This window comes from Kitasatospora sp. NPDC059722, assembly GCF_042733235.1.
GTDB lineage: Bacteria > Actinomycetota > Actinomycetes > Streptomycetales > Streptomycetaceae > Kitasatospora.
Map to the genome: position 1 here is coordinate 39,772 of NZ_JBHWGD010000061.1, position 13,981 is coordinate 53,752.

Consider the following 13,981-nt stretch of genomic DNA (forward strand, 5'->3'; position numbering starts at 1 on the left):
AGCCTCTCAACTGTCCTGGGACGCGGCTGCTTCGTCCTCCTCGGGCGCCTCCGTCCGCTGCACGAACAGGCCCTGCACCGAGGGCTCTTCCTCTTCCACGTCCCGCTGGACCGCCGGAGCCGCCATCACCCGCTCGGCCGTCGTCGCCGCCTCCCGCTCGAAGCGGTCGCCCGGGTCGCTCACCGCGATGCCGCCCGCCGCCGGGGTGCCGTCGACCGGACCGGAGCGCTGCTGCACGACGTGGGTGAGCTCGTGGGCGAGCGTCGTCCGGCCCTGGTGGGAGCCGGGGTCGTAGGCATCGCGCTGGAAGACGATGTGCGAACCGACGGTGTAGGCATGGGCGTTGACGGCCTTGGCGGAGTCGTGGGCGGCACTGTCGGTGTGCACGCGGACGTCGCCGAAGTCGTGGCCGAGACGGGCCTCCATATCCGAACGCACCTCCCCGTCAAGGGCGTTGCCACCGGACGCGACGACGTCGTGCACGGGAGAGACCGGCGCACGCTCCTCCTCCAGCGCCGCGCCGACGGCGGCATTGCCCACCGCACGCTGCAGCCCGAGCAGACCGCCCGCTCCCAGCAGGCCCGCGCGCCCGCCCGCGGCCGCCCGGAGCAGCAGCCCGGCATGGTCGTGCGGCGCCCGTTCGGTCCGGGGCCCGGCGTCGGGGAGCTGCTCGGCCCCGAGTTCGTGATCGCGCATCCCATCACTCCCCAACCACGGTCGTCATCACGAGCGTTGCGCGCCGGGGAACCGACCGCCAGGAGCACCCGACGTGCCGACCGGACACCCCGCGCTGCCCGAAAGGGCACTACGCGGCGAGCCGGGTGAGCGCGTGGTACGGCCCGAACTCGCTCTCCAGGCACAGCCGCCCCAGCTTCCGGTACTCCCGCGCCACCGCCGCGATCAGGTCCGCCATGGCGACCGGGCGGCCGGCCTCGGCGGCCAGGTACGCGGCGGTGACGGCGGCGGAGCGGATGTCACCGCCGGCCAACTCGAAGGCGCTGCCGCAGAATTCGAGGTCGAGGTCGTCGGCGCGCGGCAGCGCGGGCCCGAGGCAGCGTGCCCAGAGCGCCGTCCGCTGGCCGGCCTCGGGCCGGGGGAAGTCGACGACCAGGTCGAGCCGGCGGGTGAAGGCGTCGTCGAGGTTGGCGCGCAGGTTGGTCGCGAGGACGGCCAGGCCGTCGAAGGACTCCATCCGCTGGAGCAGGTAGGCGCTCTCGACGTTGGCGTAGCGGTCGTGGGCGTCCTTGACCTCGGAGCGCTTGCCGAAGATCGCGTCGGCCTCGTCGAAGAGCAGCACGGCGTTGACCCCGGCGGCCTCGGTGAAGATGCGTTCGAGGTTCTTCTCGGTCTCGCCGACGTACTTGTCGACCACCGTCGCGAGGTCGACGGTGTAGAGGTCGAGGCCGAGGTCGCCGGCGATCACCTCGGCCGACATCGTCTTCCCGGTGCCCGAGTCGCCCGCGAACAGCGCCATGACGCCGCGCCCGCGCCCGCCGCCGGGCCGCATCGCCCAGTCGCCGAGCACGCGGTCGCGGTGCCGGGCGCGGGCGGCGAGTTCGTGCAGCCGAGCCAGGACGGGCGGGGGCAGGACGAGGTCGGCCCAGCCGACCGTGGGCCGGATCCGCCGGGCCAGGCGCTCCAGCCCGGCGCTGTTCTGCGCCCGGGCGCCGTGCAGGAGGTGGTCCTCGGTGAGCGGACCCCCGGCGAGGACGGCCTGCTGGTGCGCGGTCCGGACGGCGCGCTCCACCTGGTCGGGGGTGAGGACGAAGGCGGCGGCGGCGTCGTGGTCGACGGGTGCCCCGCCCAGCGCCGCCCGCCACAGCGCGGCCCGGGTGGCGGCGCCGGTGCGGGCCACGTCCACCAGGAGCGGCACGGCCGACGACCACTCGGGCTCCCAGGAGACGCGCCCGGTGAGCAGCACCTGGCACGGCAGCGCGGCCAACGCCCGGAGCAGCGCGGGACGTTCGGCGGCGAGTGCCTCCACGGGACCGGCGACGAGCCCGGCGCCGGTCAGGCCCGCCTCCCGGCCGGCCGCGACGACGGCCCCGGGCGCGGCCGGGTCGCGGGCGAGCTGCCCGAGGTCGAGGGCGAGTGCCCGGCGCCCGGCGATGCACAGCGCGTCGGCGGCGAGGGTGCGGGCCGAGCCGCCGGGCGGTTCGCGCAGGTAGGCGAGGGCGAGGCCGCCGGCCAGCGCGGCGCCGAGCGGGGCGGCCGGGGTGCCCGGTTGCCCGGGTTCCAGTGGCGTGAGGAGGTCGGCGAGCCGGTGGTCGGGGGTGTCGTCCCCGAGCAGGTGCGCCGCGACGCGGTCGGGCACGCGCAACGACCGGCTGAGGAAGGGGCGTTCGGTCTCCTCGACGAGCAGGATTCCGCGGGCCACCAGGGGCGCGGTCGGGTCCAGCCGCCGGCGGGCGGCGGGCGAGGCGGCCGGGGCGCCGCACAGCGCCAGGGCGAGCCCGGCGGTGGGCCGGCGGCGGGTGACGTCGTCGTTGAGGTAGCCGTAGAGCTGTTCGAAGCGGCTGTCCAGGTCGGGTGCGAGGGCGACGAGGAGGAGTTCGGTGTCGAGCGGAGTCAGGTCGAACTCCACGGCCAGCAAACGGAGTCGGAGGGTGTGGCCAGCCCGCTCGGCGGCGTCCGCCCGCTCCTCGACGGCCGCCAGCCGTTCGGCGTCCACCGCGTCGGGGGCGGGGACGGCCGACGGTTCGTCGAGGAGCCGGCGCACCGTCTCGTCGGAGAGGTAGAGGCCGCGGAACGGGTCGTCCGGTTCGGGGTCGGTGGCGCGGCGGGCGGTGACGGCCCGGCGCACCCGCTCCTCGACCAGGGCGAGCCGCTCCAGCAGGTGGGCGAGGCCGGGGCCGGTCATCGCACCCTCCGTCGGCGCGGCGCGGCGTGCACGGTGGCCGATTCCCCGGCGGGGGGCGCGAGTTCGCCGCTGCGCAGCACCAGGCCCTCCTGGACGGGCGGTCCGGCCCGGTAGACCGGGGCCACGGCGAAGGGCGCGCTCACCACGACGTCGAGCGAGGGTTTGAGCTCCCCGCCGAGCGCCGTCCAGACGTCCGCGAAGGCCCGGTCCTCGGGTGGCGGCAGCGCGATGCCGACGGGGACGGGCAGCCCGGTGGCGGCGAGCGCGGGGCCGAGGGCGTCGGCCGGCAGGGCGGTGTGCCGCAGGAAGCAGGCGAGCAGCGCGGACAGCAACCGGTGTTCGTCCTCCGGCCGTTGGGTCCAGGCGCTGATCAGGTACGAGAGCTTGAAGTAGCGGGGCGGCAGGGTCCGCGCGACGACCGTGCCCTGCTCGTCGTAGACGTTCTGCCTCCCGCGGGAACCGCGCCGCAGGTCCTCCCTGATGTCGTAAAGGTAGAGGTTGACGGTGGGGGTGTTGCGCCGGGCCGCCCAGTCGCGGGTGGGCGCGTCGAAGACCAGCTCGACGTCCGTGCCGTCCAGGGCCTCGGTCCGGACGAGGGTGCGCAGCGATTCGTCGACCTCGTGGATCACCGTGTCACCGCCGCTCCTGGTACTGCTGGGGCTGGAGGACGCCGGGCACGACCACGAACCCGGTGCGCACCTCGCCGAGGGCGGGCAGGTCGGGCAGCGTGGCGATCAGCTCGCGCGGGCCGAGGGTGTCCTGGGCGAGTGCGAGGACGGGCGCGGTGAAGGTGCCGTCCGGGGCCGCGGTCACCGGGGCGGCGGCCGCGGTGACGCCCGCGCTCCAGCGCAGGCGGACGGCGGCGCCGGGCGGGAAGCCGGTGCCGTGGGCGAGGGTGACGAGCCCGGGCGGGCCGACCTTCGGGTCGAGCGTGACGGCGGGGTCGACGACGGTCAGGGTGGCCGTGGCGCCGGCGCTCCGGCCCTGGGCGGTCGCGGTGCCGGTCACCGTGGCGCTCCCGGCGGCGGTGCCGGTGACCACGACGGCCACGCTCGCCTCGCCCCCGGGCGCCAGCGTGCCGAGCGCGCAGCCGGCGGGCGGACAGCCCTGCTCGACGTGCAGCCCGGACGGCACGGCGGGTGTCAGTACGACGCCGCCCGCCGGGACCGCACCGCCGTTGCGGACGGTCAGGGTGACGGTGGCCCGCTGCCCGACGCGGATCAGCGCGGGGTCGGCGGCGGCGGTGACGGCGAGCTCGGGCGAGCGCGTGTCGGGCGGGGTGGCGCTCGGCGTGCCGGTGGGCGTCGCGGTCGGCGTGCCGGTCGGCGGCGGAGGAGTGATCGTGGCCGTGGCCGTGGGCGTCGCCGTCCCGGGATCGGTGATCACGACGCCCGCCCCCGCCGTCACCGGCTCCCCGTTCGAGCTGGTCACCGTCCCCGTGACCTGCCCGCCGAACGCCGCGTCACCCGTCACCACGACCTCCACCACCGTCTGCGCGCCCGGCCCGAGATCGCCGAGGACGCAGCCGGTGGACGGGCACGCGGGCGTCGCGGACACGACGCGCAGCCCGGCCGGCACCACGGGCGTCAGCGTCACGCCGGAGGCCGTCCCGTCGCCCTGGTTGCGCACGGTGAAGGCGACCGTCACCGGTTCGCCGGGCCGGACGGACCCGGGCGTCGCCGTGGCCGTGACGGCGAGACCGGGGGCGAGGACGGTGACCACGGTCTCCGCCTGGTCGTTCTCGGTCCTCGGGTCGAGCACGTCGCCGCCCGCCTGGGCGGTGGCCCGCTGGGCGCCGGTCGCCACGCCCTTGACGGTGAGCCGGACGGTGGCGCTCGCCCCCTTCGCCAGGCCGCCGAGCGCGCAGTGGTACGGCGTCGAGGCCGGGCAGGTGCCCTGCGAGGAGACGGGGACGCCGACCGCCTGGAGCCCGGCGGGCAGGGCGGGTCCGGCGGTGACGCCCTTGGCCGGGGCGGGGCCGAGGTTGGTGACGGTGAGGGTCAGTTCGGTCGTGCCGCCCAGGGAGACCTGCGGCTGCGCGGCCGTCAGGGCGACGGCGAGGTCGGCGGTGGGCTGCCAGGACGGGCGCCGGTGATCGGCGAGGTAGCGCGCGGGAAGGACCTGCCCGGTCCCGGTCGCCGCGTCGGCCACCGCGATCCGCCCGGACAGCGTTTCGCCGTTGCGGATCCCGGTGTCGAAGGCGAGCTGCCTGCCGTCGGGCGACCAGGCGGGGTCGGCGGGCTGGTAGAAGGCCACCGGCTGCGGCGGCGAGCCGTTGACCGGGCCGAGGGTGCGGCAGGTCGGGGCGGGCGGGATGACGCCGTGGCAGCTCGCGCCGTCGGGGCCGAGCTCCAGCAGGACGCGCAGCGGGCTGGTCGCGCGCGGCGGGCCGTTCGGCGGCGGGCAGAAGCCGGACGTGCACGAGGGCGGCGGGGAGTTCGGGTCGGGCGTGGCGGCCAGCAGCTTCCGGGCGAAGGCGAGCCCGCCGCCGTCCGGCGCGTACGCGGGGCGCTCGTCGAGGACGGGGCAGTCGGGGTCGCCGCACTGGGCGGCCGTGAGGTCCCGCTGGTCTCCCCCGGCGCCGGCCTCGACCGACCAGAGGTGCCGCACGCCGCTGATGGCGGCGAGCGCCGGGGCCTCGCGCAGGTCCGCCAGGTGGATGATCGGCGTGCACGTGCCGGCCCGCGAGAACGCGAGCCGGCTGCCGTCCGGCGACCACGCGGGGTCGGAGTCGGTGGAGGTGCAGTTGTAGCCGCTCCGGGTGCGCGCGGGGACGGTGAGGACCACCTTCGCCTTGTCGACGCCGCCGGAGACGTCGGCCACGAGGATCCGGTCGGCCGTGCCCTGGACGCAGTCGGTGCAGCTCCGGGTGGTCTGGACGACGGCGAGCCGCCTGCCGTCGGGCGACCAGGCCGGCTCGATCTGGTCCATGGCCGGGTCGATCCCCTGTCCGGCGAGCGCGGTGGCGCGGGAGGGGTCCGTCGCGTCGCCGACCATGACCCGGGTCGGCGGCCGGCCGGCGGTGGGCGCCGGGCTGCCCTGGGCGTACTCCGTCCGGGTGAAGGCGAGCCGTCGGCCGTCCGGCGACCAGGCGGGGTCGGCGGTGCTCTCCGTGCCGTCCACCGCCTGCGGCCTGAGGTCCAGCCGGTCCAGCGGCGGCGCCGGGTGGACGCCCTCGATCCGCGGCACGTACTCGGTGAGCCGCGTGACGAGGACCGTCGGCGTCCCGCCCGCCGGGGTGTACCACCCGGCCGACTCCACGGTGTTGTTGACGCCGTCCAGCACGGTCGTGCCGGGGCAGGCCGGGCAGGTGCCCGCCGGGTCGACGCGGAAGACGCCGTCGGAGAGGAAGGCCAGCGCGCCACCGTCCGGCGACCACGCGACGTCGCTGTTCACCCACTGGCTCCGGGACCCCCGGGCGACCGGCCGCACGGCCCCGCCCCGCGCCGGGACCAGCGCCAGCTCCTGGTAGCCGCCCTGGACGGTGACGAAGGCGATCCGGTCGTGCCCGGCCCCGGCCGACGGCTCCCAGGCGGGCCGGTGCGCCGGGTCCGGGCCGGTGTCGACGGGCACCGCCGTACCGCCGGGCGCGACCGGGACCCGGAAGAGCTTCCCGCCGCGCTCGAACGCGAGCGCGCCGCCGTCCGGCGACCAGCTCGCCCAGCCGCCGCCGACCACCACGCGGCGCAGCTCGCCGCCGTCGGTCCTGACCACCCAGATCGAGGCCGTGCGGTCGGCGCCGTCGGCCCCCGGAGTGTCCGGATCGGCGAGGGAGGTCTGCCGGCACCAGTCGCGGCTCGGGTCCGACGCGCCCGGCTGCCAGGAGGTGAAGGCCACCCAGGCGCCGTCCGGGGAGAGCACCGGGTGCTTGAGCCGCCAACCCGGGCGCTCCAGCAGCACCTTGACCGGCCCGGCGCCCTGGCGCCACAGCAGGCTCTCACCGGTGCCGCTGCGGTCGCTCACCCACACCACCGTGTCGCCGCGGGCGGACGGCTGGCAGTCGTCACCCGCCTGGGCGGCGCCGAGCAGCGCGGTCAGCCGGCCGCCGTCGGCCAGGGCCAGGGCGCGGTGCTCCTGGTCCTCGGAGGTGTAGGCGATCCGCCCGGGCGCCGGTTCGGCCGCGGCGGGCGCCATCGGCTCCGGGCGCCCCGGGCGGACCGCCGCCGAGACGGCCACCAGCAGGGCCGCCACCAGCGCCGTCGAGAGCAGCGCCAGGAACGACCGCCGCAGCGGGCCCTGGGTCGTAACGCGTCGTCGCACCGTGTCCCCCGGACGGTTCCCCCGCGCACGCCGGGGGCGGGCCGACGGCATCCGGATGCTCCTCCTCACCGCAACCCTGGCCGCCGCCACCCCGACCGGCAGCAGCGGCCGGGGCAGCGGTCCGGGTAGCGGTGCCTGCCCGATCGGGCCACGGGCGCCGTCGGATCAGCCCTCGCGCAGCGCGCACGCGACGCTGTCCGGCCCTCGCGCACGCGGCTCAGATCAGCTCCTCGCGCATCGCGCACGCGACGCGGTCCGGCCCTCGGGCACGCGACACTGTCCGGCTCTCACATACGCGGCTCAGATCAGCCCCTCGCGCAGCGCGTACGCCACGGCGTGCGAGCGGTTGCGCAGCTGGAGCCGGGTGGTCACCTCGTGCAGGACGTTCTTCACCGTCCGCTCCGAGAAGGAGAGTTCCTCGGCGATCTCCGCCGTGTCCCGGCCGGCCGCGACCAGCCGCAGCACCTCCACCTCGCGCGGCGCCAGCCCGGTGAAGGCCAGGCCGCGCGGGTCGAGCACCTGGCGCTGCAAGCGGCCCACCTGCTCCAGCAGACGGCCGAGGAGGTCCGCCGGGACGCTGCCCTCGCCGCGCGCCGCCGCGATGATCACCTGCACCAGCCGTTCGGCCGTCGCCTCCCGCCGCCGGACCACCCCGACCACGCCGCACTCCACGGCCGCGACCAGCCCGGCGTCGTCCAGTTCGGTGCCGACCAGGACGATCCGCCCGGCCGCCGTGCGGCGCAGCTGGCGGAGCGTCCGCAGCGCCTCCTCCCCCACCTTGTCCACCGCGACGACCACGACGGTCCGCCCGTCCTCCCCGTCCGACTCGTCGGGCCCGTCCTGCCCGGCGCCGTCCAGCAGGCGGACCTCCGGGCAGGTGCGCAGCTGGCCCGCCAGCCCGGCCCGTGAGACCGGGTCCTCGGCGGTGATCCGGACCGGGATCCGGTCGCCGCCGGTGTTGCCGTGATAGCGCATCGCGTCCTCCACCCTCGCGCGCCCGGCCGTACCCGCGGGCGCCCCCGGCCCGGCGGTCGGCGGACCGCCGGGCGCTTCCCGTCCCGACGAGTCAACACCCGGCAAATCATCAGGCACTCCACAACGACTTAACGGGCAGCGGAACTGCCCCGAAGGCTGGCCGCCGGGCACCTGCCCACCGCCGGACGGCTTCCTACGCTCGGCGCATGACGACCACATCGGCCCACCTCGACCCGTCCGCCGTCCAGGTGCTGCCCGGCGAGGAGGCGCAGGCCTCGCTGGAGGTGCGCAACGGCGGCGAGCTCGTCGAGGCGTACCGCTTCGAGGTGCTCGGCCCGGCCGGGGCCTGGACGGCCGTGGAGCCGGAGTCGCTCTCGCTCTACCCCGGGACGGCCGGGCGGGTCGTGCTGCGCTTCCGCCCGCCGCGGGAGAGCACGACGCCGGCCGGGCCGGTCCCGTTCGGCGTGCGGGTGGTGCCGCAGGAGCGGCCGGAGCAGGCGACGGTGCCCGAGGGCGTGGTCGAGGTGCTGCCGTTCGCCGGGCTGACGGCGGAGTTGACGCCCCGCATGTCGCAGGGGCGCGGACGCGGCCGGCACCAGGTGGCGGTCGACAACCGGGGCAACCTGCCGGTCTCGGTGACGCTGGCCGGCAGCGACCGGGGTGGGCTGCTGCGCTTCGCGCTCCCGGCCGCCGCGACGACGGTCGAGCCGGGCCGGGCGGTGTTCGTCCGGGCCGACGTGCGGCCCGCGCGGCGGCTGTGGCGCGGCACCGCCGTGCCGCACGCGTTCCAGATCGTGGTGACCCCGGGCGAGGGCGAGCCGATCGCACTGGACGGCACCTACCTCCAGCGACCGGTGCTGCCCAAGGGCCTGTTGAAGGCGGCGATCGCGGTGGTGGCACTCGCCGGGGCACTCGCCGCGGCCTGGTTCGGGCTGCTCCGGCCGGCCGTGCGCTCGACCGCGAAGAACGCCGTGGCCGGCCCGGTCACGGCCGCCCAGTCGCAGGCGGCGGACGCGAAGCAGAAGGCCGCCGACGCCCAGGGCGCCGCCGCGGCCGCCCAGCAGGCCGCGCAGCAGGCGGCCTCGGGGGCGGGAACGGCCTCCCCGCGGCCGGCCGTGACGCCCGGCACCGGCCTGGTGCCGGCGCCGGGGGCGGCGCTCTTCTCCCAGCGGCTCAAGGCGACCGCCCCGGCCGGCTCCACCCGGACCGAGACCTACCAGGTGCCGGACGGCAAGACGCTGCGGCTGACCGACCTCGTCCTGGAGAACCCGCAGGGCGACGCCGGCACCATCACCATCGCCGTCGGCGACGCGCCCCTGCTCGCGCCCGCCCTGGAGAACTTCCGCGAACAGGACTTCCACTGGGGCTCGCCGATCCTCGTCGGCGAGAAGCAGAAGCTCACTGTCACCGTCACCTGCCGCCAGGTGGGCCTGCCGGCGAGCGGCCCGGCGCCCGCGACCTGCTCGGCGGCGGCGCTGCTGAGCGGCTCGCTGGAATAGCCGCAGCGGGAACGGGCCCTCGCAGCCGTCGCGGAAGTCCGGGCGGCTCCGCGTTGTTGGCACCGGGGAGAACCCTCTCTCACGAAGGGGTGCCAGGTGACCGACATCTCCGGGCCGGGCCGCGCCACCGACGAGGGTGCGGCGGCCCTCGACGCCTACTCGCGGATCGTGACCTCCGTCGCCGAGGCCGTGACCCCACGGGTCGCCGCCCTCCAGGTGCCCCGGCGCGGCCGGGGCGGCTGGTTCTCCACCGCGCTCGGCTCCGCCGTGGTCTTCACCGAGGACGGCTTCCTCCTGACCAACGCCCACGTCGTCGGCCACGCCGACGCCGGCACGCTCGCCTTCGGCGACGGCACCAGCGCGCCGTTCCACACCATCGGCACCGACCCGCTCTCCGACCTCGCCGTCCTGCGCGCCGACGGCGCCACCCCGCCGCCGGTGCGGCTCGGCGAGGCCACGGCACTGCGCGTCGGCCAGTTGGTCGTCGCCGTCGGCAATCCGCTCGGGCTGGCGGGCACCGTCACGGCGGGCGTCGTCAGCGCCCTCGGCCGCTCGCTGCCCGCGCGGGCGGGCAGCGCCGTGCGGGTCATCGACGACGTCATCCAGACCGACGCCGCCCTCAACCCCGGCAACTCCGGCGGCGCGCTCACCACGGCGGACGGCGAGGTGGTCGGCATCACCACGGCGGTCGCGGGCAACGGCCTCGGCCTCGCCGTCCCCATCAACGCGACCAGCCGGCAGATCATCGCCGCCCTCCTCGCCGAGGGCCGCATCCGCCGCGCCTACCTCGGCCTCGCGGGCGTCCCCGCACCCCTGCCGCCCGCGCTGCGCCGGCGCACCGGGCAACAGGCGGGCCTGCGGATCGTCGAGGTCGTCCCGCACGCCCCCGCCGCCAGGGCGGGCCTCCGCCAGGGCGACCTCCTCCTCACCGCGGCCGGCGAGCCGATGAGCACCGCCCAGTCCCTCCAGCGCCTCATGCTCGCCGACGCCATCGGCCACCCCCTGCCCCTCACCGTCCTGCGCGGCGACGCCCTCGTGGACGTCATCGCCACGCCCACCGAGCTCCACGCGGACGACTGACATCCATCAGCGCATCCGGCCGACCGCCCGGACGGACCGGCGTGGGTCTTTGACGGTCCGTCACCACCGGTGCTGGGGTGGCCCCCATGGAGCCCATCGAACGCATCCGGCAGGCGATCACCCACGAGCGCGAGGAGTGGCGGGCCTGGCTCGCCGGGCTGCGGGCCGGCCGGGCGCCGACGCCGCAGGGCCGGATCCGGCACGTCTTCGTCCTCGTCCTGGAGAACCGCTCCTTCGACCACATGCTGGGGGTGTCGACGGGCACGGTGACCGACGGCGTCCTCCATCACGGCGTCGGCACGGACGCGGTCACGGGCGCCCCGACCACCGTCGACGGCCCCGACACCCGCGCGAGCAACCGCCACGCGGGCACCGAGTACCCCGTGCGGATCGGCGCGCCCTTCGCGCTGCCCGTCGACCCGCCGCACGAGTTCTGCGACGTCCGGCTCCAGCTCGCCTCGACCCCCATCACCGGCAGCCCGCACGACGACCGGTGCGCCTACGACGGCACCTACCCGCCGATCACCCTGGGCGGCTTCGTCGACAACTACGCCAACGAGGCGACGGTGAAGAAGGACGCCGAGGGCCTCGCCGACCCCGGCGCCGTCATGGCCTGCTTCACCGCCGAGCAGCTCCCCGTCCTCAGCACCCTGGCCCGCGAGTTCGCCGTCTGCGACCGCTGGTTCTCCGCCCTGCCCGGGCCGACCTGGCCCAACCGCTTCTTCCTGCACGCGGCGAGCTCGGCCGGCCTCGACCACAGCCCCGACCCGGTCGACACCGTCCGCTCGCGCCTCAGCGGCTACACCTTCGAGCACGGGACGCTCTACGAGGCCCTGGACGGCAAGGGCCTGCCGTGGCGCGTCTACGCCGGCGACGCCCTGCCCCAGGTCAGCGCGCTGGCCGGGATGGACCTGCCGACGACCGTCGAGCACTACCACCACCTCGACGACCTGGCCGAGCACCTCCAGGACCCCGCGTACCCGGCCGCCTACACCTTCATCGAGCCGGACTACGGGCACGTCCTCACCCACGGCGGCGACTTCCGCTGCGGCAACAGCCAGCACCCGCTCGACGACGTGACCGACGGCGAGGCCCTGATCAAGAACGTCTACGAGGCGCTCCGGCGCTCGCCGCTCTGGGAGTCCAGCGTGCTCGTCATCACCTACGACGAGCACGGCGGCTTCTACGACCACGTGCCGCCGCCCGCCGCCGTCCCGCCGGGCGACCGCACCGACCCGGAGCACAGCGCCCACGGCTTCCGCTTCGACCGGCTCGGCGTCCGGGTGCCCGCCGTCGTCGTCTCGCCGTGGGTCCCGGCGGCCGCGCCGGGCGACCGGGCCGGACGGAACTGCAACCTGATCGACCACACGCAGTACGACCACGGCTCGCTCCTCGCCACCGTGGAACGGCTGTTCGGACTGGCCCCGCTCACCGACCGCGACGCGCGCGCCAACGACTTCCTCCACCTGCTCTCCGCCGACGCCCCGCGCGACACGCCCGGCACCCTGCCCGACCCGGCCGAGTCGGGCGTGACCTGGAAGGCGGAGGCCGCCGCCCCCGCCGATCCCGGCCGGCCCGTCACGGCGACGCTGCGCGGGTTCGTCGAGACGGCCGCGATCCAGGAGGCGCGCCTGCACCCGGAGGAGCACGACCGGATCCGGCGGCGGGCCGGCGGGATCGGGACGGTGGCCGACGCCGAGCGGTACCTCGCGGACATCACCGCGCAGTTGGGCCGGGCCGGGCTGCGCATCGCCCGTCCGCCGCGGAGCTGAGGGCCTTATCCGGGCTCAGGCGTACTCACGCAGGCGCGGGCGGACACCCGCGACGACGAGGACCAGTGCCACCGCGAGCACGGCGGCGCCGAGGGCCGCCGTCACCGCGTCCAGGTCGTCGTCCGTCGCCGCGACGGCCCGGTCCATGGCCTTCTGGTTGATCGCCTGCACGTCGTCGACGGCGGCCGCCAGGCGGGCGAAGTCGGCGTTGGACTCACCGGCGGCGGTGCCCGTGTCGAAGGCGATCGCCTCCTTGAGGCGCCCGGCCGCGTTGAGGTCGCGGATCTTGTGGTCGTCGCGCTGGTAGTCCTGGAAGGCCGCCAGCACCCGCTCGGCGGCGTCCTGTTCGCCGGCGAAGGTGATGTTGTGCAGTTCGTCGCCGAGGAAGCCGCCGAAGCCGATCGTCGTGTGGTCGGCCCGGTGGTGGTCCGCGAGCGGGGCGAGGGCGGCGGGGTAGCCGGCCAGGGTGGTGCCGCCGACGCGGGCGAAGGACTGCGTCTTGTCGAAGTAGCTCTGCTCGTAGGCGGCCGCCCGGCCCGGGTCGCTGAGGAAGCGGCTCTCGTCGGCGTTGAGGTCGTAGGCGGTCGCCCGGGCGCGGCTGAGCGCGATGACCGAGTCGAAGGCGTCGTGCTTGGCGACGACGAGGTGGTCGGCGGCCCGGTTCACCAGGACGACACCGCCCACGAGCCCGCCGAGGGCGAGCAGGGTCGCGGCGGCGACCGGAGCGTTGAGGACGCGCCGGTACCGGACGGCGAGCAGCCGCTGGAGCCCGGCGAGGGCCGCGAGGGCGAGCACCCCGGCGGCGACGATCCACCAGCGGCCGCTGCCGAGGTCGCCGCGTTCGGCGGCGAACCGGCGTTCCACGGTGCCCGCGTTGGCGGCGGTGACGCTGTCGGCGGCGGGCAGGAGGCGCTGGCGCAGCAGGTCGGTCGCGGAGCGGTACGCGGCGAGGGCGTCCGCGGGCGGGCGTCCCGCAGCGGCGTGGGCCTGGTCGTCGAGGAGCTGGGCCTGGGCCACGAGGGCCTGGTAGCGGCCGAGTTCGTCGATGACGCTCTGGACGGCGGCGCGCCCGGCGGGGTCGTCGGCGGTGGCCTCGGCGACCTGCTGGAGGTCGGTGGCGGCCTGGTTCCGACGCTGGTCGTAGGTGTCGAGGCTCTCGCGGCGGGCCTTGGCGAAGTCCGGGTCGGCGCCGTAGAGGAGGAGGTTGGCGGCCTGCGCGTCCATGTCGTTGAGCGCGAAGTAGAGGTCGGCGGAGCGGACGACCTGCGGGGCGGCCTTGTGCCCGATGGCGTCGGTGCCGTCGTGGGCGCCGCCGAGGACGGTGGCGGTGACGACGCCGGAGAGGGCGAGGGCGGCGAGGCAGGTGCCGGTGAGGACGCGGACCAGCCGGGGCGTGGTCCAGGTCCGGCGTGCCACCGGTCTCCGGGGCCTCCACGGGCGGGGGGGGGGGGGCCCCGCGGGCGGGACGGCGCCGTCAGGGCGGGGAGACCCCCCCGACACAGCCGGCCGACCACCCTCACAGTCGCGCGCCGGTC

9 protein-coding genes are annotated in these 13,981 nt (G+C 76.6%); 3 read left to right on the forward strand and 6 right to left on the reverse strand.

The features are described 5' to 3' along the window. Nucleotides 1-6 precede the first annotated feature (6 nt). From ACFV4F_RS30905 to ACFV4F_RS30925, 5 genes are all read right to left on the reverse strand, one after another. Nucleotides 7-696 (reverse strand): DUF4157 domain-containing protein, encoded by a 690-nt coding sequence (locus tag ACFV4F_RS30905; RefSeq protein WP_380507375.1) that lies wholly within the window; start codon nucleotides 694-696, stop codon nucleotides 7-9. A 109-nt stretch (nucleotides 697-805) separates the two neighbouring features. Beyond that, on the reverse strand, nucleotides 806-2,860 hold the full coding sequence (locus ACFV4F_RS30910; protein WP_380507377.1) for an ATP-binding protein: 2,055 nt from the start codon (nucleotides 2,858-2,860) through the stop codon (nucleotides 806-808). Next, complete coding sequence (locus tag ACFV4F_RS30915) at nucleotides 2,857-3,489, reverse strand: DUF4255 domain-containing protein (protein ID WP_380442641.1); 633 nt, start codon at nucleotides 3,487-3,489, stop codon at nucleotides 2,857-2,859. The genes ACFV4F_RS30910 and ACFV4F_RS30915 overlap by 4 nt, the downstream gene beginning before the upstream one ends. 4 nt (nucleotides 3,490-3,493) lie before the next feature. Next, the gene (locus ACFV4F_RS30920) at nucleotides 3,494-7,120 is read right to left on the reverse strand and encodes a hypothetical protein (protein ID WP_380507380.1); all 3,627 of its coding nucleotides are present in this window, start codon (nucleotides 7,118-7,120) and stop codon (nucleotides 3,494-3,496) included. Nucleotides 7,121-7,420: 300 nt separating this feature from the next. Continuing rightward, entirely contained in the window at nucleotides 7,421-8,095 is a 675-nt protein-coding gene (locus tag ACFV4F_RS30925; RefSeq protein WP_380507383.1) for a response regulator transcription factor, read from the reverse strand. Nucleotides 8,096-8,301: 206 nt separating this feature from the next. On the opposite strand from ACFV4F_RS30925, the gene ACFV4F_RS30930 reads away from it, so the two are divergent. From ACFV4F_RS30930 to ACFV4F_RS30940, 3 genes are all read left to right on the forward strand, one after another. Beyond that, nucleotides 8,302-9,594, forward strand: coding sequence for a hypothetical protein (locus ACFV4F_RS30930; RefSeq protein ID WP_380507386.1), 1,293 nt, complete (start codon nucleotides 8,302-8,304; stop codon nucleotides 9,592-9,594). Nucleotides 9,595-9,690: 96 nt separating this feature from the next. Then, the gene (locus ACFV4F_RS30935) at nucleotides 9,691-10,674 is read left to right on the forward strand and encodes a S1C family serine protease (protein ID WP_380507389.1); all 984 of its coding nucleotides are present in this window, start codon (nucleotides 9,691-9,693) and stop codon (nucleotides 10,672-10,674) included. Between the two features lie 86 nt (nucleotides 10,675-10,760). Next, nucleotides 10,761-12,446, forward strand: a complete 1,686-nt coding sequence (locus tag ACFV4F_RS30940; RefSeq protein ID WP_380507392.1) for an alkaline phosphatase family protein — start codon at nucleotides 10,761-10,763, stop codon at nucleotides 12,444-12,446. A 15-nt stretch (nucleotides 12,447-12,461) separates the two neighbouring features. On the opposite strand, the gene ACFV4F_RS30945 is transcribed toward ACFV4F_RS30940, so the two are convergent. Beyond that, nucleotides 12,462-13,862 carry a hypothetical protein gene (locus tag ACFV4F_RS30945; protein WP_380507394.1) on the reverse strand — a complete coding sequence of 467 codons (1,401 nt, stop codon included), beginning with the start codon at nucleotides 13,860-13,862 and terminating at the stop codon, nucleotides 12,462-12,464. Nucleotides 13,863-13,981: the final 119 nt, after the last annotated feature.